Here is a 23,482-nt window from a genome sequence, read left to right as displayed (position 1 = left end):
TCATATAGATGGGCGTCAGGCAATGAACAAGCTGCAAATCAAACCGCGAGAATTAAAAATTATTTCCGTCATTGCCGCGACCCACAGCATCGGAGATGCTGCTGCATTGTTGGGAATGGCCCAGGCCAACGTCAGTAAATATCTCGCTGATTTCGAAACCCGCGTCGGGCTGAAAATTTTTGAGCGCACCACCCGCCAGCTGGCGCTGACCCAGTTCGGTGAATCCCTGCTGCCCTTCGTCAATGCATCACTGGAAAAAAACGAACAACTGGTTAATTTTATTGCTGATTACAAACACGAAAAACGCGGCAAGGTCACCATTTATGGGCCGTCGGGGATCGTCACTTATCTGGCCCGCCACGTGATTCATGAGATCGAAAATATTGGCGATATTCGTATTAGGCTGAAGACCTACAACCTGGACAAGAATGAGTTTTTCGAAGGGGTCACCTTTCCCGATGATTGCGATATTTTAATTACCTATGCTCAACCGAAAGATGAAAACCTGGTTGCCAGCACCTTAACCAAATATTCTGTTACTGCTTTCGCCACGCCGGAATATATTAAAAAGCACCCTGTTAATCATCCTGACGATCTCATTAACCACTCCTGCATTCTTATCGATTCAATGATAATCGATGACGCTAATATCTGGCGTTTTCGCGTGAATAATAGCGAGCAGGTAATCGATTATAAAGTCACGGGTAATTATATTTGCGACAACACCCAGACGGCGCTGGAGCTGGCCCGAAATCATCTGGGGATCGTCTTTGCGCCAAAAGAGAGTCTGCTACGGGAGATAGAAGAAGGCTCAATGGTGCCCTGTTTCACCCATCAGGAGGAGTGGTGGCTGGATCTGGTAGCGATCTTCCGCAAACGTGACTATCAGCCGTGGCGGGTGCAGTTTGTGCTGGACGGGGTGTTGAATACCCTGCGTAAACAGATTGAGCAGACCCCCCTGGGGCGGCCTGCTCTCAGAGGTTAGAACAGGCCCAACGGTTTATCGGAGTAGCTGACCAGCAGGCATTTGGTCTGCTGGTAATGTTCCAGCATCATCTTGTGGGTTTCGCGGCCAATGCCCGACTGTTTGTATCCGCCAAACGCAGCGTGCGCTGGATAGGCGTGATAGCAGTTGGTCCAGACGCGTCCGGCCTGGATCCCACGCCCCATCTGATAGGCCAGATTGCCGTTACGGCTCCAGACCCCTGCACCCAGGCCATACTGCGAATCGTTGGCCAGCTCCAGCGCCTCCTCCATGGTTTTGAAGGTGGTCACCGCCAGCACCGGGCCGAAGATTTCTTCCTGGAAGACGCGCATGTTGTTTTTACCGGACAAAATCGTCGGCTCGAGGTAGTAACCCTCTTTCAGCTCGCCGTCCAGCTGCTTGCGCCGTCCGCCGGTTAAGAGCTCGGCCCCCTCTTTCTTACCGATATCGATATAGTTGAGGATGGTCTCCAGTTGCCCGTGCGACACCTGGGCACCCATCTGGGTGATGCTGTCCAGCGGGTTGCCGCTGCGGATCGACTCCACGCGACGAATGGCGCGCTCCATAAAGCGCTCGTAGATCGACTCCTGCACCAGCGCCCGGCTTGGGCAGGTGCAGACTTCGCCCTGGTTGAAGGCAAAGAGGGCAAACCCTTCCAGCGCCTTATCAAAGAAGGCATCCTCTTCGTCCATCACGTCGGAAAAGAAGATGTTCGGGGATTTGCCGCCCAGCTCCAGCGTCACCGGAATGATGTTCTGGGTGGCGTACTGCATGATCTGCTGACCCACTTCGGTGGAGCCGGTAAAGGCCACTTTGGCGATCCGTTTGGAGGTCGCCAGATATTCACCGATTTCGCCCCCGGCGCCGTTGACCACGTTCACAACCCCAGGCGGGAGCAGGTCGCCTACCACTTCCATCAGCAGCAGGATCGACAGCGGCGTTAAGCGCGCCGGTTTCAGTATCACGCAGTTGCCGGCTGCCAGCGCGGGTGCCATTTTCCAGGCAGCCATCAGCAGAGGGAAGTTCCACGGGATGATCTGGCCGACCACGCCCAGCGGCTCATGGAAGTGATACGCCACTGTGTCCTTATCCACCTCGCTGATACCGCCCTCCTGGGCACGAATACAGGAGGCGAAATAGCGGAAATGGTCGATCGCCAGCGGCACGTCGGCGGCCATGGTTTCGCGGATCGGTTTCCCGTTGTCCCAGGTCTCTGCCGTGGCCAGCAGCTCCAGATTCTGCTCCATGTGATCGGCAATTTTGAACAGGATCGCAGCGCGATCCTGTACCGAGGTATGCGCCCATTTGTCTTTGATCTTGTGGGCGGCATCCAGCGCCAGATCGATATCGCGCTTCCCGGAGCTGGCAATTTCGCACAGCGGCTGGCCGGTCACCGGGGTCAGGTTCTGGTAATAATCGCCGTCGGCCGGGGGAACCCAGTCGCCGCCGATAAAGTTGTCATAACGGGCTTTCAGTTTGAGGGGGAAACCATATTCGCCGGGCAGGATACGTGCTGAGGGAGGGTTATTCGTCATGACTGTCTCCTTGCGTGAAGTGTCCTTCAAAGGTAGACCGCGGCGGTGAAAACATCGCCAGTCATCGCCTGCTTTGCGAGCCCCTTCACGCATTACCTTACTTTACGTTTGGTTTCCTGCCCTGAGCCATACTTAAAGCGCACAAACAGGGGAGAGGGTGAGGATAAATGCAGCTTTTTATCGGCTTTGACGTGGGCGGAACCCATATTAAACACGGCGTGATCGACGAGGACGGTAACGAACTCACCACCGATCAATTTGATACCCCAGAGGATGAAGAGGCCTTTAAGCAACGGTGGCGCGAGGTGGTCGAGGCGTACCAGAAAGAGCACGAGATTACGGCGATTGGGGTGAGTATCCCCGGCCACATCAATACCCATACCGGCGAAGCCGCGAAAGCCGGCGCGCTGGAGTATCTGGATAACGTCAACCTCTACACGCTTTTCGCAGAGCTGACCGACCTGCCGGTGGTGGCCGATAATGACGCCAGCTGTGCTGCGCTGGGCGAACGCTGGTGCGGCGCTGGACATGAGTACGAGAATTTTGTCTGCATGACGATCGGCACCGGGATCGGCGGCGGGATTGTGCTCGGGGGCGATCTCTATCGCGGCTCGCACTATCGCGCCGGGGAGTTCGGGGTTATCCCGGTCGGCAAAAACGGCGAAGGAATGCACGAGGTGGCCTCTGCCAGCGGACTGATGGCGACCTGCCGCCGGGCGCTGGGGGTTTCCGGGGAGGATATGCCGGAAGGCGAAGAGCTGTTCGAGCGGATGGAGAACGATCTGCACCTGCGCGAAGCGGTGGAAGAGTGGGCCCTGTTTCTGGCCCGCGGGGTCTATAGCGTGATCTCCCTGTTCGACCCGCAGGTGGTGCTGATCGGCGGCGGCATCAGCGAGCAGGAGAAAATTTATAAACTCCTCGACCGACACCTGCAAACCTTTGAAGAGTGGGAATCCCTGCAGGTGCCCATCCTGCCCTGTCAGCTGGGTAACCAGGCGGGCAGGCTGGGCGCCGTCTGGCTGGCGAAACAGAAGTTCGCCAGCAAAAAGGATTAACCTTGCTGCCCCTCGTCGGCAAAGAGCTGCGCATCCCGCAGAAGGTGATCGTTACCGCGGCGGCGGGTAAAGCCAATGCGGTTGAAGTATTCGAGGATCTGGATCGCCAGCTTACGGCCGACGTTCAGCCGGTCGCGGAAATCCGCCGCGCAGGTGGAGCCGCGCTCGTGGTCCAGCGCGCGGATCAGGTTCGCAAAGGTGACGATCCGATGGTGGCGGTAGTAGCGGTCTTTAACAATCGCGGTGATCAGCCCCTGCTGCGCCGCATGTTTCAGCACCTGACGCATGGTCTGCTCGTCAGTGGCGGTTTCACGGGCCAGATCGCGCACCCACCAGGGTTCATCGCCAAAGAGCGCGTCCGCTTTTTCCCAGACGGCCTGCTGCGCCGGGGTAAAGCCGGCTTTATGATCCGGCAGGTGCAGCCAGCCGTGGTAGCTGTGCAGTTCCCCGCTCTCGCGCATCCGCTCGATCAGCAGCAGGACGAGGGCCTCGTCTTCCATCGGCAGCGCCATCCGCCGCAGGCGCTCGCGCCCCGGACCGGGTTCATCCTGATGTTGCTGATGATAGGTCGTCAGCACCTCCAGAATCTTACGCTGCCAGCGCGCCGCGACGGCAGTGTTTAACAGGCTGACGCCGGCCTGGATAAACTCCGGCTGTTGGGTCAGCTGACGCAACCCTTCCCTGCTGAGCTGGCGTGCCCAGCCGAACGCATCCAGGTTTACCGCCCCGCGCTCCAGATGCGCCAGCAGCGCGGCACGATCATCCGTCGCCGGTGCCAGCGTGGCCAGCCAGTGCAGATACTCCGGTTTGCGCTTGCCGCGACGCGGCGGGTTGAGAGTGACCACCCGCGCCCCGGCGAGGGTGACGCGGGCAGAGATATCGCGCAGCACCAGCCGATCGTTGTCAGCCAGCCACAGCGGGGCATCGAAGACCAGTTCCGCCAGCGCCCCCTCCAGCAGCGAGACGCGTCCGGTGACGTGGCTGGCGGCATGGTGAATATGCAGCGGCTGCCACTGCGTCAGCGGCACATCTCCTTGCAGCGTGACGATGACGCGCGTGGTCGGCTCCGGCGGCGCTTCGGCCAGCAGCCAGTCCCCGCGGTTCAGCTCTGCTTTTTCCGTATCGCCCACCAGGTTCAGGGCAATGCGCTGCCCGGCGTGGGCCTGTTCAACAGGCTGGTTTTGCGCATGCAGTCCACGAATACGCACCGGCTTATTCACTCCGGTCAGCCACAGGCTGTCACCCACCCGCACCTCACCGGACAGCGCCGTGCCGGTGACCACCAGACCGGCCCCTTTCACGGTAAAGGCACGATCGATAGCCAGACGAAAGCGGTGATGGTCTGCATGAGCGCGGGCCGGGAGCTGTTGCAGATGGGCGCGCAGGGCATCAATTCCCCGCCCCTCGGTGGCCACGGTGACAAACAGCGTCGCGTCAGCAAAGCCAAAGTCGCGCAGGGTGGCGAGCACCTCGTCGCGCACCGCCTCCACCCGGGCGTCGTCGACGCGGTCGGCTTTGGTCAGGGCTACCGTCAGCTGCGGGTTGCCGGTCAGCTGGAGGATTTGCAGGTGCTCGCGCGTCTGCGCCATTACCCCGTCATCGCAGGCCACCACCAGCAGGGCATGGTCAATCCCACCGACCCCGGCCAGCATGTTGGACAAAAACTTCTCGTGCCCCGGCACGTCGATAAATCCCAGCACCTGGCCATCAGGCTGCGGCCAGTAGGCATAACCCAGATCGATGGTCATGCCGCGCTTCTTCTCTTCCGGCAGGCGGTCGGCGTTGACGCCGGTGATCGCCTGCAGCAGGGTGGTTTTGCCGTGGTCAACATGACCGGCGGTGGCAATAATCATTTCAACAACATCTCCAGAAACTGAGCTTCATCTTCCAGACAGCGTAAATCCAGCCACAGACGGCCGTCTTTTATCCGGCCGAGCACCGGCACCGGCAGGGATCGCCAGCGTAACGCCAGCGCCTCCAGCTGAGCGCCGCGCCCGTCTCGCGGGGTAAAAGTCAGGGCCGCTCCCGGCAGGCGATCCACCGGCAGCGATCCGCTGCCCGGCTGTGACAGGCAATCTTCTACGCGAACCTCAAAGTCGGGGTAGTGCGCTGCGACCTGCGCCAGCAGGCGCTCCCCCTGATGATGGATCGCGGCGGCGTCGCGGCTCAACAGGCGCAACGTCGGTAAGCGTTCGGCCAGCGTCTCCGGGTGGAGATAGAGGCGTAAGGTGGCCTCCAGCGCGGCAAGCGTCATTTTATCCGCACGCAGGGCGCGTTTCAGCGGGTGCTGTTGCAATCTAGCAATCAGGTCGCGCTTGCCGACGATGATCCCGGCCTGCGGGCCGCCCAGCAGCTTGTCGCCCGAGAAGCTCACCAGGCTGACGCCAGCGGCAATTAACGCCTGCGGCATCGGCTCTTTCGGCAGGCCATAGCGGCTGAGATCCACCAGCGAACCGCTGCCCAGATCGACGACCACAGGCACGTCTCTCTGCTGGCCGATGCGCACCAGATCCGCCTCGTCAACGGCATGGGTGAAGCCTTCAATCTGGTAGTTGCTGGTGTGCACCTTCATCAGCAGGGCGGTGTTGTCATCAATCGCCGCCGCATAGTCCCGCTCGTGGGTGCGGTTGGTGGTGCCCACTTCCCGCAGCCGGCACCCGGCCTGGGTCATCACGTCCGGGATGCGAAACGCCCCGCCGATCTCCACCAGCTCACCGCGGGAAACCACCACCTCTTTACCGCTGGCGGTCGCGGCCAGCATCAGCAGCACCGCCGCGGCGTTGTTATTCACAATGCAGGCATCTTCCGCGCCGGTGAGCTGGCACAGCAGCGCCGCCAGCGGCCGGTCGCGGTGGCCGCGTCCGGCGCCGTCGAGATCGTACTCCAGCGTGACCGGCATCTGCATCGCCTGGGTGACCGCGGCTACCGCCTCCTGGGCCAGCAGCGCACGCCCCAGATTGGTGTGCAGCACCGTACCCGTCAGGTTGATGACCGGACGCAACCCCTGTACTTCATCCGTCGCCAGCCGCTTTTCGGTCTCCTGCGCCCAGTCGTCACACCAGGCCGGCAGGCGGTTGTCGGCGCGGATCCCGGCGCGGGCTTCGTCCTGCAACTGGCGCAAGGTTTCGACCGTTCGGCTGTGGCCGAAGCGGGCAATGATGGGCGTAAGACGGGCGTCGCGAAGCAGACGATCGGTCGCGGGAAGTTGGCTATAGAGTGCGTGCTGAGTAGTCATGGAAGCGCCTGACGGTTGGGTATCTTCCCCCCTCCCGACGGGAGAGGGAGTCAATGTCAGGCCGATTGTACCGCGTCCGGCCAGGAAGTGTTATCGACGACATCAAGCCTTTGGCGGTTCGGTGCGGGCAAAACTTTCGCGCTGGAACAGGGTTTCCGCCAGCTTAATCAGCAGCGGGCGATCGACGCACCAGCCCGGCGAGACGCGACGGAAATTGAGGTAGCCAATAGCGCAGGCAATGGCGATGGTCGCCAGGTTAACGCTGTCGGTGGCAATTTTCCCTTCGCGGATGAGCTGTTCACAGTGATCCAGGCTGCGGGCGATTTTCTCCCGCTGACGCAGCAGCTCGCTCTCCGACTGTTGTGCCGCCGGGCGCGCCTGCTCGCGCACCGAGGCCAGGGCCGCATCCATGATCCCATCCGCCAGCGCCTCGATTTGCCGGATAGCCAGGGCGGCTCTGGGCTCACGGGGGATCATCGCCGGGGCGATATCCAGCAGCTCGATATAGCTGGCAATGATCGGGGAATCGAACCAGTGCTCCCCGTCATCGGTCACCAGCGCCGGGACTTTCCCCAGCGGATTGTAGTGCGCGACACCGTTTTCAGCCTGATAGGGTTGTTCATTCACAAATTCAAAAGTGATGCCTTTCTCCAGCAGGAGAATAGAGATTTTACGCACGAAGGGACTGGTATAACTGCCGATGAGTTTCATTGCCTGCTCCTTTTCCGCCAACAAAAGGATAAGTATGGCTCAGGCAAAGAAAAAAGGCAGGCACTGCGTATCGCGTGCCTGCCTTTAAAGGAATTAGTGGTCGAGATAGAGGTAGTGCATCCAGCTGGTCATACGCAGCAGGACTTTACGCATCACAGAGACGTGCGCGAAATGGTCGGAATAGACCGCGACCTGGGCGTAGATACCGTCAGGCAGCGCGTCCACGTCGGCGTTCGGATCCAGTTCGATAGTGCCCAGCACACCATCGGAACCCGGCACCATCGTCAGGGACTGCAGCGCACCCTGCGCCTGGTAAGTACCGCCCGGGACCACCGGCAAAATGCTGGTGAGCTTACCGGGGAAGACCTGCCCCGGCAGCGCGCTGAACACCACTTCCGCTTCATCGCCCGGCTTCAGACGCAGTAACGAGTTCTGGCGGAACTGCGCCACGATCATCCGTTTCTGCTCAGGAATAAACACCATCACCGGACGCAGCGGCAGAGACGCGGCGTAGGTGCCCGGACGAATCAATACCTGGGTGATATAGCCATTGCTGGGCGCACGAATAATGGTCTGATCCAGATTGTATTGCGCTTCTGCTAGCTGGGCGCGCAGGGAGGCGATCTGCGACTGCTCCCCGTTAGACATACTGTCTAACTGGCTCTGGATCTGGGTCTGCTCGGCCACTGAGGCTTTAACCATGGCGTCCTGCGCCAGGTAGTTTTGCCGCGCGTTATCGATATCGCTTTCAGAGAACGGATTCACCTTCGCCTGGCTGCCTTTTAAATAACGCTGATAGTCTTTGAACAGACGATCGCGCTCGGCAGAGACGCGGGTGGTATTGGATTGTGCTTCCGTCAGCTGTGCTTTCAGAACATCGATATTATGCGTCGCGGTGACCAGGTCTGCCTGCAGACGATCAACACGCGCTTTATACCTGCCCGGATCGATTTTAAATAACACCTCACCTTTTTTAATGAGCTGGTTATTTTTATCCGTCACTTCACTTACCACACCCGTGACCTGCGGCGTAATCGGTATTGAGATAACCGCTTTCTGCGCCGTGTACGTATACGGGTGGTTATAGTTCATTAATAAAATGAGACCGGCCACGAGAAATACCCCGCCCAGTGTCGCAGTCGCCAGCGTCCATTGGTTTACCGGAATACGAAATATTTTAAAGATGGCCCACGCAAACGCGACATAGGTCAATACGATCAACAGATCCATGATTATTGCTCCGAGGTGTTCTTATCAGCCACAGGGGGCACCGCGGCCAGTTTTTGTTCCAGCTCGGCTACGCGTCTTGCCAGCGCATCCACGTCGGGGCTGCGGTCTGGCGGCTGAATATGGTTCTGCATCCCCCAGCCGCGCTCTGGCTGGTAGAGCGTTGCCCAGATCCACAGAAACGGCCAAATGGCATGGAGCGTAAACAAGCTAATCCACCCCGCCGTATGAATAGCATCGGCATGGGGATGGTTGCGCTTTTTGGCCATGTTATAGGGAATGTCATGAATAGCGATGATTCCATAAAAAAGAACCACGAAGACAAAAATCAACACACCCAGCGCAAAATAGTTGAGAAACATATTTGCCTCACTAAATAAATCGTAAACTCATTAAAATAATTAAATGGTAAGCAGCCACATTAATTCATGATTAAGTACACGAATATGTACTTATTATTTCAGAGCCGGGGAGTATGATTTTTTCTTATATCTCCATGCAAGTTTAGAAGCGTGACAAAATATATCCTGAATAATAATAGACTTAAGTTTACAGTATGAGCTTAATCCAGCTTCGCACTTTTCGCCATACCATATTTGAGGACTCTTTTTTTAACGATAAGTGTTGCTTACTTACATCCTGGCGTCGTTCGGTTAAACAGATGTTGCCGGCGATCGCATCCAGAGAATTCTGCATAAAAATTTTTTGTGGATTTGATCACACTACAGAAACAAATCGCCGACAACGAAATGTGATTTGATTCACATTTTAGGGGTCAAACTGCCGCTTTTGCGGTCATTGTATTTTTTTTACACTTCAATTTTGTGACATATGTCACTTCATTCCTCACCACACCCCCTACCTTTACGTGACTGAGATCACACAATTTTCGCCTGTCTGGACAGTTAAAGTATTAAGTGCCAAATTTCACGCATCAGAACAGGGCTGGGCAACCTCTGCCACCGCATTAACAACAAACCTCGGGCTTAAGGCCTGCGTAAACAGAAGAAGGGGTGTTTTATGTCATCCGATTTTAAGATCAAAGTACAAAGCTTTGGTCGATTCCTCAGCAACATGGTGATGCCAAATATCGGCGCGTTTATCGCGTGGGGTATCATCACCGCGTTATTTATTCCGACAGGGTGGTTGCCTAACGAAACGCTGGCGAAACTTGTTGGCCCAATGATCACCTATCTGCTGCCGCTGCTCATCGGTTATACCGGTGGTCGTCTGGTAGGCGGGGACCGCGGTGGCGTGGTCGGTGCGATTACCACCATGGGCGTCATCGTCGGCGCGGATATGCCAATGTTCCTCGGTGCCATGATTGCCGGTCCTCTGGGCGGCTGGGCGATTAAGAAGTTCGACGTCTGGGTTGATGGCAAAATCAAATCCGGCTTCGAAATGCTGGTGAACAACTTCTCTGCCGGCATCATCGGCATGATCCTGGCGATTCTGGCGTTCCTCGGCATTGGCCCGGCAGTTGAAGTGCTCTCCAAACTTCTGGCGGCGGGCGTTAACTTCATGGTTGCCCACGACATGCTGCCGCTGGCGTCCATCTTTGTTGAACCGGCGAAAATCCTGTTCCTCAACAACGCCATCAACCACGGTATCTTCTCACCGCTGGGTATTCAGCAGTCTCATGACCTCGGCAAATCCATCTTCTTCCTGATTGAAGCTAACCCGGGTCCGGGCATGGGCGTCCTGCTGGCGTATATGTTCTTTGGTCGCGGCAGCGCGAAGCAGTCTGCTGGCGGTGCGGCTATCATCCACTTCCTCGGTGGTATTCACGAAATTTACTTCCCGTACGTGCTGATGAACCCACGTCTGATCCTTGCCGTTATCCTTGGCGGTATGACTGGCGTGTTCACCCTGAGCGTGCTGGGCGGTGGTCTGGTCTCCCCTGCTTCCCCGGGTTCTATCCTGGCGGTACTGGCGATGACCCCGAAAGGCGCCTACTTCGCTAACATCGCCGCTATCTGTGCGGCCATGGCGGTCTCCTTCGTCGTGTCGGCTATCCTGCTGAAAACCAGCAAAGTGAAAGAAGAAGACGATATCGAAGCGGCAACCCGTCGTATGCAGGACATGAAATCTCAGTCTAAAGGTGTTGCTGCAACGCCACTGGCTGCGGGCGATGTCTCTAACGACCTGAGCCACGTGCGTAAAATCATCGTTGCCTGCGACGCCGGTATGGGTTCAAGCGCCATGGGTGCGGGCGTACTGCGTAAGAAAGTGGCGGATGCCGGTCTGTCTCAGATCTCCGTGACTAACAGCGCGATTAACAGCCTGCCGCCGGATGTTGACCTGGTCATCACCCACCGCGACCTGACCGAGCGTGCGATGCGTCAGGTTCCGCAGGCGCAGCACATTTCGCTGACCAACTTCCTGGACAGCGGGCTGTATACCAGCCTGACCGAACGTCTGGTGGCGGCGCAGCGTCATGAAGACAACGAAGTTAAAGTACGTACCAGCCTGCAGGACAGCTTTGACGAGAGCAACAGCCACCTGTTCCGACTGGGTGCGGAGAACATCTTCCTTGGCCGTACCGCGAGCCACAAAGAAGAAGCGATTCGCTTTGCCGGCGAGCAGCTGGTAAAAGGCGGCTACGTGCAGCCGGAATATGTTGAAGCGATGCTGGAACGTGAAAAACTGACCCCGACCTACCTGGGCGAATCCATTGCGGTGCCGCACGGTACGGTAGAAGCGAAAGATCGCGTTCTGAAAACCGGCGTAGTGTTCTGTCAGTACCCGGCAGGCGTGCGCTTCGGTGAAGAAGAAGATGACATTGCCCGTCTGGTGATTGGTATCGCGGCCCGTAACAACGAGCACATCCAGGTGATTACCAGCCTGACCAATGCTCTGGACGATGAAACCGTTATCGAACGTCTGGCAAACACCACCAGCGTCGAAGAAGTCCTGGCGCTGTTGAACAAGTAAGTCTTTCCCTTCCCTCTCCCCGTTGGGGAGAGGGCTAGGGTGAGGGGAAATTCGCGTGGTTCCTCACCCCAGCCCTCTCGGGTAACAACATTGATGAAGGTTAATACAATGAAAGCATTACATTTCGGCGCAGGTAATATCGGTCGTGGCTTTATCGGCAAACTGCTGGCAGACGCGGGCATTACGCTGACATTCGCAGATGTGAATCAGACGGTACTGGATGCCCTGAATGCCCGTCATAGCTATCAGGTGCATGTGGTGGGTGAAAACGAGCAGATCGAAACCGTCACCGGCGTGAATGCGGTCAGCAGTATTGGCGATGAGGTTATCGACCTGATTGCTAACGTTGACCTGGTCACCACTGCGGTGGGCCCGGTGGTGCTGGAGCGCATCGCCCCGGCCGTCGCCAAAGGGCTGGCCAAACGTAAGGCCCAGGGTAACGACGCCCCGTTGAACATTATCGCCTGTGAAAATATGGTGCGCGGCACCACTCAGCTGAAAGGCCATGTTATGGCCGCCGTGGCTGACGAAGATAAAGCCTGGGTTGAAGAGCATGTGGGCTTTGTCGATTCCGCCGTGGATCGTATCGTTCCGCCATCAGCCTCAGCGACCAGCGACCCGCTGGAAGTGACTGTTGAGACCTTCAGCGAGTGGATTGTCGACAAAACCCAGTTCAAAGGCGCGCTGCCGGAGATCCCGGGGATGGAATTAACTGATAACCTGATGGCATTTGTCGAGCGTAAGCTCTTCACGCTGAACACCGGGCATGCTATAACCGCCTACCTCGGTAAATCAGCCGGTCATCAGACCATTCGTGACGCCATTCTCGATGAGAACGTTCGCGCCGTGGTAAAAGGTGCGATGGATGAGAGCGGCGCGGTACTGATTAAACGCTACGGTTTTGATGCCGATAAGCATGCGGCATATATTCAGAAAATCCTCGGTCGTTTTGAAAACCCGTATCTGAAAGATGACGTTGAGCGCGTGGGCCGTCAGCCGCTGCGTAAACTGAGTGCGGGCGATCGTCTGATCAAGCCGCTGCTCGGCACGCTGGAATACGGTCTGCCGCACACCAGTCTGGTCAAAGGCATTGCCGCCGCGATGCACTACCGCAGCGAAGAAGATCCGCAGGCGCAGGAGCTGGCGCAGCTGATTGACGAGCAGGGTCCACAGGCCGCGCTGGCGCAGGTATCCGGTCTGGATGCCAACAGCGACGTGGTTGTGGAGGCGGTGACCGTATATAACGCAACCAAATGATGCAGGAACTGGCGCAGGTCATCCTGCGCCCGGAAGATAGATTGTCAGATATGCAGGCAATAATGGAACAAACCCAGGCCTTTGAAAACCGTGTGCTGGAGCGTCTGAATGCTGGCAAAACCGTTCGAAGTTTCCTGATATCCGCCGTCGAGTTATTAACCGAGGCGGTAAATATCCTGGTGCTTCAGGTTTTTCGCAAAGACGACTACGCGGTAAAATACGCAGTTGAACCGTTGCTCGACGGTGACGGCCCCTTGGGCGATTTATCCGTGCGTCTGAAACTGATCTATGGCCTGGGCGTCATTAGCCGTCATGAGTATGAAGACGCCGAACTGCTGATGGCGCTGCGTGAGGAGCTGAATCACGACGGCAACGAGTATGCATTCACCGACGACGAGATCCTCGGCCCGCTTGGCGAACTGCACTGCGTGACCGCCCTCCCCCCGACGCCGCATTTTGACACCAGCGACCCGGAGCTGTACGCGATGCAGAAGCAGCGCTACCAGCAGATCGTCCGCTCCACCATGGTCCTCTCCCTGACTGAGCTGATTTCCCGAATCAGCTTAAAAAAAGCGTTTCAGAAGTAAGCCTGCGCACATTGGTGTATCCTTCCCTGTAATCTCCCCTGTTTTTAGAGCTATTTGTGATGAAAGAAGTCGAAAAGAACGAAATTAAACGCCTGAGCGACCGCCTGGATCTGATCCGCCACCAGCAGGCCAGCCTCTCGCTGGTTGATGCCGCCGAGAAATATGCCGAGCTGGAAAAAGAGAAAGCGACGCTGGAAACCGAAATCGAACGTCTGCGTGGCGTGAAAGAGCAGAAGCTGAGCAAAGAAGCGCAGAAGCTGTCAAAACTGCCGTTCCGCCGTGCGATCACCAAGAAAGAACAGGCCGATATGGGAAAGCTGAAGAAAAGCGTGCGCGGCCTGGTGGTTGTCCATCCGATGACCGAGCTGGGCCGTGAAATGGGCCTGAAAGAGATGACGGGTTTCAGCAAGACCGAGTTTTGATTTTTAGCCGGGTAGCGCAATGCTTGCCCGGCCTGCCCCTTTCCCTCCAGAAAATTGGCCCAACCAATTCCGCAAACGATCCTTCCCTGGTTCACATTTCCATAATCTTTGCTCACAAACACATTGCCGACCAATAACATTTGGTTAACCATTTGTTGTCATTAACCCTACATCACACTATTGGCAGGACCACTTTTACACATAATGTGACGCCGAGATGAGCACAGACTCACCGCGTCTCACCCTGTGTGGTCCTCAGGAGACCTGCAATGAGCCTCTGGCAACAAAATTACGATCCGGCAGGAAATATCTGGCTATCAAGCCTGATCGCCTCGCTACCTATCCTGTTCTTCTTCTTTGCGCTGATTAAGCTCAAGCTGAAGGGATACCTTGCCGCGACATATACCGTTGCCATCGCCCTGATGGTGGCGCTGTTCTTCTACAAAATGCCGGTCGATCGCGCGCTGGCCTCGGTCATCTATGGCTTCTTCTACGGCCTGTGGCCGATAGCGTGGATCATCATCGCCGCGGTCTTCGTCTATAAAATCTCGGTGAAAACCGGGCAGTTCGACATCATCCGCTCATCGATACTCTCTATTACCCCTGACCAGCGCCTGCAGATGCTGATCGTCGGCTTCTCCTTTGGGGCGTTCCTTGAGGGGGCGGCCGGATTCGGTGCGCCGGTGGCGATTACCGCCGCGCTGCTGGTTGGCCTGGGCTTTAACCCGCTGTATGCCGCCGGTCTGTGTCTGATCGTCAACACCGCGCCGGTAGCGTTTGGCGCGATGGGCATTCCGATTCTGGTTGCCGGCCAGGTGACCGGGCTGGACAGCTTTGAGATCGGCCAGATGGTGGGCCGCCAGTTACCGTTCCTGACCATCATCGTGCTGTTCTGGATCATGGCGATTATGGACGGCTGGCGCGGCGTGAAAGAGACCTGGCCCGCGGTGATGGTGGCGGGCGGTTCGTTCGCGATTGCCCAGTACCTCAGCTCCAACTTCCTCGGCCCTGAACTGCCGGACATTATCTCTTCCCTGGTGTCGCTGGTCTGTCTGACGCTGTTCCTGAAACGCTGGCAGCCGGTGCGCATCTTCCGCTTTGCCGATATGGGTGCCTCACATGTGGATCAGACTCTGGCCCGCACCGGCTATACCGCCGGGCAGATCGTCCGCGCCTGGTCGCCGTTCCTGTTCCTGACCGCCACCGTGACGCTGTGGAGCGTTCCACCGTTTAAAGCGCTGTTCGCTCCTGGCGGCGCGCTGTACGACATGGTGATTAACATCTCCGTGCCGTTCCTCGACAAAATGGTCGCCCGTATGCCGCCGGTGGTGCACGACGCCACGCCGTACGCGGCGGTGTTCAAATTTGACTGGTTCTCCGCTACCGGCACGGCCATTCTGTTTGCCGCGATCCTTTCCGTGGTGTGGTTGCGCATGAAGCCTGCCGCAGCGGTACAGACGTTTGCCGCGACCATTAAAGAGCTGATGCTGCCGATCTACTCCATCGGCATGGTGCTGGCGTTCGCGTTTATCTCGAACTACTCCGGCCTGTCTTCGACGCTGGCGTTAGCCCTGGCGCATACCGGCCACGCGTTTACCTTCTTCTCGCCGTTCCTCGGCTGGCTGGGCGTGTTCCTGACCGGTTCCGATACCTCATCAAACGCCCTGTTTGCCGCCCTGCAGGCGACAGCCGCCCAGCAGATTGGCGTGTCGGATGTGCTGCTGGTTGCCGCCAACACCACTGGCGGCGTGACCGGTAAGATGATTTCCCCGCAGTCCATCGCCATTGCCTGTGCGGCGGTAGGCCTGGTGGGTAAAGAATCGGATCTGTTCCGCTTTACCGTGAAGCACAGCCTGATATTTACCTGCATGGTAGGGGTCATCACCACCCTGCAGGCCTACGTCTTAACCTGGATGATCCCATGATAGTGATGCCCAGACGCCTGTCCGACGAGATTGCCACTCGCGTGCGGGCGCTGATTGAAGAACAACATCTGGAGGCGGGCATGAAGTTACCCGCCGAGCGCCAGCTTGCCGCCCAGCTTGGCGTGTCGCGCAACTCTCTGCGCGAGGCGCTGGCGACGCTGGTAAACGAAGGGGTGCTGCTGAGCCGTCGCGGCGGCGGCACTTTCGTGCGCTGGCAGCATGACGACTGGTCCGAACAAAACATCGTCCAGCCGCTTAAAACGCTGATGGAGAACGACCCGGACTACAGCTTTGACATCCTCGAAGCGCGCCACGCCATCGAAACCAGCACGGCCTGGCATGCGGCGATGCGGGCAACCGAGGCCGATAAAGAGAAGCTCAAAGCCTGCTTTGAGGCCACGCAAAGCAGCGACCCGGATATCGCCTCTCAGGCGGACGTGCGTTTCCATCTGGCGATTGCCGAGGCGTCGCATAACGTGGTGCTGCTGCAAACCATGCGCGGGTTCTTCGACCTGTTGCAATCCTCCGTGAAGCAGAGCCGACAGCGTATGTATCTGGTCCCGCCGGTTTTCGCTCAGCTGACCGAACAGCACGAGGCGGTGCTCAACGCCATTCTCGCCGGTGATGCCGAGGCCGCGCGTAAAGCGATGATGGCGCACCTGGGCTTCGTGCATACCACCATTAAACGATTCGATGAAGATCAGGCCCGACAGGCGCGCATTACCCGTCTGCCTGGCGACAACGACATTTCCAGGGAGAACAAAGCATGATCATTTCCGCAGCCAGTGACTATCGCGCCGCCGCGCAGCGCATCCTGCCCCCGTTCCTGTTCCACTATATCGACGGCGGGGCCTACTCTGAATACACCCTGCGCCGCAATGTGGAAGATCTGTCGCAGGTGGCCCTGCGCCAGCGCGTGCTGAAGAATATGTCCGACCTGAGCCTTGAGACGAAGCTGTTCAACGAAACGCTCTCCATGCCGGTAGCCCTTGCCCCCGTTGGCCTGTGCGGCATGTACGCCCGCCGGGGTGAAGTACAGGCCGCAGCGGCTGCCGACGCCAAAGGCATTCCCTTTACGCTTTCCACCGTCTCGGTCTGCCCGATTGAAGAGGTCGCTCCGACCATCAAGCGTCCGATGTGGTTCCAGCTGTACGTCCTGCGCGATCGCGGCTTTATGCGTAACGCCCTGGAGCGGGCCAAAGCGGCGGGCTGCTCCACCCTCGTCTTTACCGTTGATATGCCGACCCCCGGCGCGCGCTATCGCGATGCGCACTCCGGAATGAGCGGCGCGAATGCGGCGATGCGCCGCTACTGGCAGGCGGTGACCCATCCGCAGTGGGCGTGGGATGTGGGGCTCAACGGTCGCCCGCACGATCTGGGCAATATCTCTGCCTATCTGGGTAAACCGACCGGGCTGGAAGATTACATTGGCTGGCTGGCGAACAACTTCGATCCGTCGATCTCGTGGAAAGACCTGGAGTGGATCCGTGAGTTCTGGGACGGCCCAATGGTGATCAAGGGGATCCTCGATCCGGAAGATGCCCGCGATGCGGTGCGCTTTGGTGCCGACGGCATCGTGGTGTCGAACCACGGCGGCCGCCAGCTGGACGGGGTGCTCTCGTCTGCCCGCGCCCTGCCCGCCATTGCCGATGCGGTTAAGGGCGATATTGCGATTCTGGCGGACTCCGGGATCCGCAACGGTCTGGACGTGGTGCGCATGATTGCCCTCGGCGCCGATACCGTTCTGCTGGGCCGGGCTTATCTCTACGCGCTGGCGACCCACGGCCAGGCGGGCGTGGCGAACCTGCTCAATCTGATCGAGAAAGAGATGAAGGTGGCGATGACCCTCACCGGGGCGAAATCCATTCGTGACATCAGCAAGGAGATGCTGGTGCAGGAGCTGAGTAAGATCCCTGCCGGGCTGGCACCGCTGGCGCAGGGGAATGCGGCTTAGCTCCTCATCCTCTCCCCAAAGGGGAGAGGGGATGATATCCTGCCCCGCAATTTTTTGCGCCTGTCCCATCAGGCGTATATTGTTGCAGCCAGTTTGGACACGGACAGCGCGCAACAACCGGAGCGTACACGTAGTACGTGAGGATTGTGAGCACTGCCCAGGTCCAAAATGGCAAATAAAATAGCCTGATGGGACAGGCTCAAGGGGCAGCATGCTTAACATCGTTTTATTCGAACCAGAAATTCCACCTAATACCGGCAATATCATCCGCCTGTGCGCCAATACCGGGTTCCGTCTGCATATCATCGAGCCAATGGGCTTTACGTGGGACGACAAGCGCCTGCGCCGCGCCGGGCTGGACTATCACGAGTTCACCGCCGTGGTTCGTCATCGGGATCAGGCCGCCTTTATGGAAACGGAAAAACCGGAACGGATCTTTGCCCTGACCACCAAAGGTACGCCTGCGCACAGCGCCGTAAGCTATCAGGAGGGGGACTATCTGCTGTTTGGCCCGGAAACGCGCGGCCTGCCGGCCAGCATTCTCGATGCCCTGCCTGCTGAACAAAAAATCCGTATTCCAATGATGCCGGACAGCCGCAGCATGAATCTGTCGAACGCGGTGTCGGTGGTGGTGTATGAAGCCTGGCGCCAGCTGGGGTATGCCGGCGCGATATTGCGGTAGGCCCGGTAAGCGCAGCGCCACCGGGCGTTTACTCAGATCCCGTCGCCATACTCAAAGGTATGGTGGATCCCGTTGAAGAACTGATCCATATCCATCGCGGGTTTATCGCTGTCCGGCTTGCCAACGATGCGTGCCGGTACGCCTGCGGCGGTGGTATGCGGCGGTACAGGTTGCAGCACCACCGAACCGGCGCCAATTTTCGCGCCGCGTCCCACTTCGATATTGCCGAGGATCTTCGCGCCTGCGCCAATCATCACCCCTTCACGAATTTTCGGGTGGCGATCGCCGCTGGTTTTACCGGTCCCGCCCAGGGTCACGGACTGCAGGATCGAGACGTCGTTTTCAATCACCGCCGTTTCACCCACCACAATCCCGGTGGCGTGGTCGAGCATGATGCCGCGGCCAATCTTCGCCGCCGGGTGGATATCCACCTGGAAGCTTACAGAGACCTGGTTTTGCAGGAAGATCGCCAGCGCGCGGCGGCCCTCGTTCCACAGCCAGTGGCCGATACGATAGGACTGCAGGGCGTGGAAACCTTTCAGATAGAGCAACGGCGTGGAGTATTTATCCACCGCAGGGTCGCGATTGCGTACCGCCTGAATATCACACGCGGCGGAGGCGATCATCTCCGGGTCGGCCGCATAGGCCTCTTCCACCACTTCCCGAATGGCAATGGCCGGCATGATCGGGGAAGCCAGCTTGTTGGCGAGCATATAGCTCAGGGCACTGCCGAGGTTTTCGTGCTTGAGTAGCGTCGCGTGGTAGAAACTGGCGAGCATTGGCTCACAGTCGGCCAGAGCCCGGGCTTCGGCTTTAATATTGTTCCAGACGATATCCAGTTCTTCACACGGCATTGCTTACTCCAGACGTAATGATAATGACCGGCCGGTTCTTTGCCAGCCGGGTCATTCAGGTGATAACGCTTTCCTGCAGTTAACTGCTGCTACGCTCGTCCTTGCGTGCGCGACCTAATAAGGTCAATGCTGCCTCGCGCGCATTTTTTCCGCAATACAATACCTGATAAATTTCCTCGGTTATTGGCATTTCGACACCAAAGCGGTGTGCCAGCTCCCGGACTTCTTTGGTATTGCGGTAGCCTTCTACCACCTGACCAATCTTCTCCTGCGCGCCGATTACATCCATGCCCTGGCCGAGCATCATGCCAAAACGACGGTTGCGCGACTGGTTGTCGGTACAGGTCAGCACCAGATCGCCTAACCCTGCCATCCCCATAAAGGTGGCCGGATCGGCACCGAGCGCCGCGCCCAGACGGGACATTTCAGTCAGCCCACGGGTGATCAGCGCCGTACGCGCGTTCGCGCCAAAGCCGATACCGTCAGACATGCCCGCGCCGATCGCGATAACGTTCTTCACCGCGCCGCCCAGCTGGACGCCGATAAAATCGGGGTTGCTGTAGACGCGGAAGCTTTTACCGCAGTGCAGAAGCTGTTGCAGATCGTCAGCGAAGGTCTCATCGGTCGAGGCCAGCGAGATGGCCGTCGGCAGCCCTGCCGCCAGCTCTTTCGCAAAGGTCGGACCGGAGATCACCGCCAGCGGAATGGCATCACCCAGCGCTTCGCGGGCGACATCCTGCAGCAGGCGGCCGGTCTCGGCTTCCAGCCCTTTGGTCGCCCAGACCACGCGCGCATCATCACGCATCAGCGGTTTAATCTGTCGCAGCACCTGGCCAAACACGTGGCTCGGCACAACGATCAGAATATTGCGGCTTGCGGCAAGCGCAGTCGCCAGGTCGCTTTCAAGATGCAGTGAGTCAGGGAAAGGCACATCGGGGAGGAACGCAACGTTGCAGCGATCCGCTTGCAGCGTAGCGATATGTTTTGGATCGTGGCCCCAGAGAACCACTTCGTGACCATTTCTTGCCAGAGTGATAGCAAGAGCGGTGCCGTAAGAGCCGGCACCGATCACAGTCATTGACGCATTGACAGTACTCATCAGGCATCCTGATGTTGTTCAGTACCTTCGCCAGCTTGCTGCTGCAGATAGTTCATGAACAGCGCATCGAAGTTCACCGGCGCAAGGTTCAGTTGCGGGAACGTACCACGGGAAACCAGGCTGGTGATGCATTCACGGGCATACGGGAACAGGATGTTCGGGCAGTATGCACCCAGGCAATGCGCCATCTGATTACCTTCGATGCCGCCGATGGAGAAGATGCCGCCCTGCTGTACTTCGCACAGGAATGCAGTTTCTTCGCCCAGAGAGGCGGTTACGGTAACACGCAGTACGACTTCATACACATCATCCGCCAGCTGGGTGGATGCGGTATCCAGATCAAGTTTAACCTCTGGCTGCCAGTCTTTCTGGAAAACATGCGGCGCATTAGGTGCTTCGTAGGAGACATCTTTGGTATAAATGCGCTGGATCTGGAAAGTCATTTCGGTGTTGTTTTGTTCTGACATGGAAAAACCCTTTTTAATTGTCCTAAAACGCCTTAGCGCAGCAGGGGATCAAGTCCACCACGCGCGTCAAGCGCATACAAGTCATCACAGCCGCCAATGTGCTGCGCATCGATAAAAATCTGCGGAACCGTCGTACGGCCACTACGTTTAATCATCTCTTCGCGCTTCGCAGCGTCGCCATCAATAGGCAGTTCCTGGAAGGCTACGCCTTTGCTGTCCAGCAGCGCTTTCGCACGGTGGCAGAACGGGCAGGTCGCTTTGGTATAGATCTCGATATTGGCCATGTTCAGACTCCTGTTTACTTACCGCGAACCAGAGGCAGATTCTCACCGCTCCAGCCTGAGATGCCGTCTTTCAGGACAGTGACGTTTGCAAAGCCTGCTTTGACGAGGGTATTTGCGGGCTCTTGAGCCTGCATCCCGGTGCCGTCAACGACAATAATGGGTTTGTCTTTATGCTTTTCCAGTTCGCCAAGGTTATTGGCTTTGATTTCAGCTGGCAGCAGGTTAATCGCGCCTGCAATATGGCCTTTGCGGAAATCGTCACGCTGACGCAGATCGACAACCACTGCATCTTCTTTATTGATAAGACGCGTGGCTTCGCCGCGGGTGATCACCTTCACTTTAGAGGTGAGGCCTTTGAACGTGGTGAAAAGTACGGCTGCCAGTAGACCAATCCACGCGATACAAAGTATGGGGTGGCGGCTGACAAATTGCATAATTTCTTGCATGGGGGGTAACGACTCCCGACTGAGTGAATAAAAAACCAGGACAGGAGTATACCTGTGCGTTGTGGCAAATACAGCCAGCGACAATAAGCTAATCCATTTTCTGCGTGCTGCCACGAAAAAAAAGACCAAAATTCCCCTCCCCTTACCCCTGGGCTGGCGTTTTCTTTGATCTTCTGCGGCTATTTGATCGATTCAGCTGTAGTAAAATTACGCAAATTTTTTGTCTTTTGAGCAAAGAGGTTGTCGCAATGTCGGTTTCTAAAAAACCTATGGTACTGATGATTCTGGATGGCTATGGCTATCGCGAAGATCACCAGGATAACGCCATTTTCAACGCTAAAACCCCGGTCATGGATGCACTGTGGGCCCAACGTCCTCATACGCTGATTGATGCGTCCGGCCTGGAAGTGGGTCTGCCCGATCGCCAGATGGGTAACTCCGAAGTTGGACACGTCAACCTGGGTGCGGGACGCATTGTTTATCAGGATCTGACCCGTCTGGATGTTGAAATTAAAGAACGCACCTTCTTTGCGAACCCGGTGCTGACCGGCGCGGTTGAGAAAGCCGCCGCCGCAGGCAAAGCGGTGCACATTATGGGTCTGCTCTCCGCAGGTGGTGTCCACAGCCACGAAGACCACATTATGGCGATGGTAGAACTGGCCGCGGAAAAAGGGGCAGAAAAAATCTATCTGCATGCATTCCTTGATGGCCGCGACACCCCGCCGCGCAGCGCTGAATCCTCCCTGAAAGCCTTCGAAGACAAGTTTGCCGCCCTCGGCAAAGGCCGCGTGGCATCCATCATTGGCCGCTACTACGCCATGGACCGCGACAACCGTTGGGATCGCGTAGAGCAGGCCTACAATCTGCTGGTTGAAGCCAAAGGCGAGTTTCAGGCAAACACTGCCGTTGCCGCGCTGGAAGCCGCTTACGCCCGCGATGAAAACGATGAATTCGTAAAAGCGACCGTGATCCGCGCCGAAGGCCAGGCCGATGCCGCGATGGAAGATGGCGACGCGCTGATCTTCATGAACTTCCGTGCTGACCGCGCCCGCGAAATCACCCGCGCCTTCGTCAACGCTGACTTCGACGGCTTCGCCCGTAAAAAAGAGGTCAAGCTGGGCGATTTCGTGATGCTGACCGAATATGCCGCCGACATCAAAGCCCCATGCGCCTATCCGCCGTCATCGCTGGCGAATACCTTCGGCGAGTGGATGGCGAAGCACGACAAGACCCAGCTGCGCATCTCTGAAACCGAGAAATACGCACACGTCACCTTCTTCTTTAACGGCGGCGTGGAAGAGTCGTTCAAAGGCGAAGACCGCATTCTGATCAACTCCCCGAAAGTAGCGACCTACGATCTGCAGCCGGAGATGAGCTCTGCCGAGCTGACTGAGAAGCTGATTGCAGCCATCGAAAGCGGCAAATACGACACCATCATCTGTAACTACCCGAACGGCGACATGGTTGGCCATACCGGGGTGATGGAAGCAGCGATCAAAGCCATTGAAGCGCTGGACGAGTGCATCGACCAGGTCACCAAAGCCGTCGTGGCCGCGGGCGGCCAGATGCTGATCACCGCAGACCACGGCAACGCCGAGCAGATGCGCGATCCGGCCACCGGCCAGGCGCACACCGCGCATACCAACCTGCCGGTGCCGATGATTTATGTCGGTGATAAATCAGTTAAAGCAGTGGATGGCGGTAAGCTTTCAGACGTTGCCCCGACCATGCTGGCCCTGATGGGCATGGAAATCCCGCAAGAGATGACTGGCAAGCCGCTGTTCATCGTGGAATAATCCTTCCCCATGAGGGGAAAGGCGATT

At 57.6% G+C, this 23,482-nt stretch carries 22 protein-coding genes; 11 read left to right on the top strand and 11 right to left on the bottom strand.

Features of this window, described 5'->3' with window-relative positions; translation table 11 throughout:
* Positions 1–22 precede the first annotated feature (22 nt).
* On the top strand, positions 23–985 hold the full coding sequence (locus ES815_RS10625; RefSeq protein WP_142487765.1) for a LysR family transcriptional regulator: 963 nt from the start codon (positions 23–25) through the stop codon (positions 983–985).
* Here ES815_RS10625 and aldB read toward each other — a convergent pair.
* Complete coding sequence (aldB, locus tag ES815_RS10620) at positions 982–2,520, bottom strand: aldehyde dehydrogenase AldB (protein WP_142487764.1); 1,539 nt, start codon at positions 2,518–2,520, stop codon at positions 982–984. The genes ES815_RS10625 and aldB overlap by 4 nt on opposite strands.
* A 167-nt stretch (positions 2,521–2,687) precedes the next feature.
* On the opposite strand from aldB, the gene ES815_RS10615 reads away from it, so the two are divergent.
* The gene (locus ES815_RS10615) at positions 2,688–3,575 is read left to right on the top strand and encodes an ROK family protein (protein ID WP_142487763.1); all 888 of its coding nucleotides are present in this window, start codon (positions 2,688–2,690) and stop codon (positions 3,573–3,575) included.
* Here the strand turns inward: ES815_RS10615 and selB are convergent.
* The 5 genes from selB to ES815_RS10590 all read right to left on the bottom strand — a co-directional run bounded on the left by selB (position 3,572) and on the right by ES815_RS10590 (position 9,110).
* Positions 3,572–5,428, bottom strand: a complete 1,857-nt coding sequence (gene selB / locus ES815_RS10610) for a selenocysteine-specific translation elongation factor (RefSeq protein WP_142487762.1) — start codon at positions 5,426–5,428, stop codon at positions 3,572–3,574. The genes ES815_RS10615 and selB overlap by 4 nt on opposite strands.
* On the bottom strand, positions 5,425–6,810 hold the full coding sequence (selA, locus tag ES815_RS10605) for an L-seryl-tRNA(Sec) selenium transferase (RefSeq protein WP_142487761.1): 1,386 nt from the start codon (positions 6,808–6,810) through the stop codon (positions 5,425–5,427). The genes selB and selA overlap by 4 nt, the downstream gene beginning before the upstream one ends.
* A 102-nt stretch (positions 6,811–6,912) precedes the next feature.
* A complete protein-coding gene (locus tag ES815_RS10600) occupies positions 6,913–7,521 on the bottom strand; it encodes a glutathione S-transferase (RefSeq protein WP_142487760.1) in 609 nt (202 codons plus the stop codon).
* A gap of 93 nt (positions 7,522–7,614) precedes the next feature.
* On the bottom strand, positions 7,615–8,751 hold the full coding sequence (locus ES815_RS10595) for an HlyD family secretion protein (RefSeq protein WP_142487759.1): 1,137 nt from the start codon (positions 8,749–8,751) through the stop codon (positions 7,615–7,617).
* Between the two features lie 2 nt (positions 8,752–8,753).
* Positions 8,754–9,110: a DUF3302 domain-containing protein gene (locus ES815_RS10590; RefSeq protein ID WP_142487758.1), complete on the bottom strand. Its 357-nt coding sequence runs from the start codon at positions 9,108–9,110 to the stop codon at positions 8,754–8,756.
* Positions 9,111–9,768: 658 nt separating this feature from the next.
* Between ES815_RS10590 and ES815_RS10585 the strand changes: the two genes are divergently transcribed.
* From ES815_RS10585 to trmL, 8 genes are all read left to right on the top strand, one after another.
* On the top strand, positions 9,769–11,682 hold the full coding sequence (locus ES815_RS10585; RefSeq protein ID WP_142487757.1) for a PTS mannitol transporter subunit IICBA: 1,914 nt from the start codon (positions 9,769–9,771) through the stop codon (positions 11,680–11,682).
* A gap of 108 nt (positions 11,683–11,790) precedes the next feature.
* Complete coding sequence (gene mtlD, locus ES815_RS10580) at positions 11,791–12,939, top strand: mannitol-1-phosphate 5-dehydrogenase (RefSeq protein ID WP_142487756.1); 1,149 nt, start codon at positions 11,791–11,793, stop codon at positions 12,937–12,939.
* Complete coding sequence (gene mtlR, locus ES815_RS10575; protein WP_142487755.1) at positions 12,936–13,526, top strand: mannitol operon repressor MtlR; 591 nt, start codon at positions 12,936–12,938, stop codon at positions 13,524–13,526. The genes mtlD and mtlR overlap by 4 nt, the downstream gene beginning before the upstream one ends.
* Before the next feature lie 59 nt (positions 13,527–13,585).
* A complete protein-coding gene (locus ES815_RS10570) occupies positions 13,586–13,948 on the top strand; it encodes a YibL family ribosome-associated protein (RefSeq protein ID WP_142487754.1) in 363 nt (120 codons plus the stop codon).
* A 269-nt stretch (positions 13,949–14,217) separates the two neighbouring features.
* A complete protein-coding gene (gene lldP / locus ES815_RS10565; RefSeq protein WP_142487753.1) occupies positions 14,218–15,873 on the top strand; it encodes an L-lactate permease in 1,656 nt (551 codons plus the stop codon).
* Entirely contained in the window at positions 15,870–16,643 is a 774-nt protein-coding gene (gene lldR, locus ES815_RS10560; RefSeq protein ID WP_010436677.1) for a transcriptional regulator LldR, read from the top strand. The genes lldP and lldR overlap by 4 nt, the downstream gene beginning before the upstream one ends.
* Positions 16,640–17,827, top strand: coding sequence for an FMN-dependent L-lactate dehydrogenase LldD (lldD, locus tag ES815_RS10555; RefSeq protein ID WP_142487752.1), 1,188 nt, complete (start codon positions 16,640–16,642; stop codon positions 17,825–17,827). Before lldR ends, lldD begins: the two co-directional genes overlap by 4 nt.
* Positions 17,828–18,038: 211 nt before the next feature.
* The gene (gene trmL, locus ES815_RS10550; RefSeq protein WP_142487751.1) at positions 18,039–18,509 is read left to right on the top strand and encodes a tRNA (uridine(34)/cytosine(34)/5-carboxymethylaminomethyluridine(34)-2'-O)-methyltransferase TrmL; all 471 of its coding nucleotides are present in this window, start codon (positions 18,039–18,041) and stop codon (positions 18,507–18,509) included.
* Between the two features lie 32 nt (positions 18,510–18,541).
* Here the strand turns inward: trmL and cysE are convergent, their stop codons facing one another.
* The 5 genes from cysE to ES815_RS10525 form a co-directional block, all read right to left on the bottom strand.
* Positions 18,542–19,363: a serine O-acetyltransferase gene (gene cysE / locus ES815_RS10545; protein ID WP_103177740.1), complete on the bottom strand. Its 822-nt coding sequence runs from the start codon at positions 19,361–19,363 to the stop codon at positions 18,542–18,544.
* 79 nt (positions 19,364–19,442) lie between these two features.
* Entirely contained in the window at positions 19,443–20,462 is a 1,020-nt protein-coding gene (gpsA, locus tag ES815_RS10540) for an NAD(P)H-dependent glycerol-3-phosphate dehydrogenase (RefSeq protein WP_142487750.1), read from the bottom strand.
* Positions 20,462–20,929, bottom strand: coding sequence for a protein-export chaperone SecB (gene secB, locus ES815_RS10535; RefSeq protein WP_106995460.1), 468 nt, complete (start codon positions 20,927–20,929; stop codon positions 20,462–20,464). Before secB ends, gpsA begins: the two co-directional genes overlap by 1 nt.
* A gap of 32 nt (positions 20,930–20,961) precedes the next feature.
* Entirely contained in the window at positions 20,962–21,213 is a 252-nt protein-coding gene (gene grxC, locus ES815_RS10530; protein WP_032615744.1) for a glutaredoxin 3, read from the bottom strand.
* Between the two features lie 14 nt (positions 21,214–21,227).
* Positions 21,228–21,659, bottom strand: a complete 432-nt coding sequence (locus ES815_RS10525) for a rhodanese-like domain-containing protein (RefSeq protein WP_142487749.1) — start codon at positions 21,657–21,659, stop codon at positions 21,228–21,230.
* A 248-nt stretch (positions 21,660–21,907) separates the two neighbouring features.
* Between ES815_RS10525 and gpmM the strand changes: the two genes are divergently transcribed.
* Positions 21,908–23,455 (top strand): 2,3-bisphosphoglycerate-independent phosphoglycerate mutase, encoded by a 1,548-nt coding sequence (gpmM, locus tag ES815_RS10520; protein WP_142487748.1) that lies wholly within the window; start codon positions 21,908–21,910, stop codon positions 23,453–23,455.
* Positions 23,456–23,482: the final 27 nt, after the last annotated feature.

Source organism: Leclercia adecarboxylata, from assembly GCF_006874705.1.
Classification (GTDB): domain Bacteria; phylum Pseudomonadota; class Gammaproteobacteria; order Enterobacterales; family Enterobacteriaceae; genus Enterobacter; species Enterobacter adecarboxylatus_C.
Note: the sequence above shows the minus strand (reverse complement) of the source record. Positions and strands in the feature narration are given on the sequence as shown.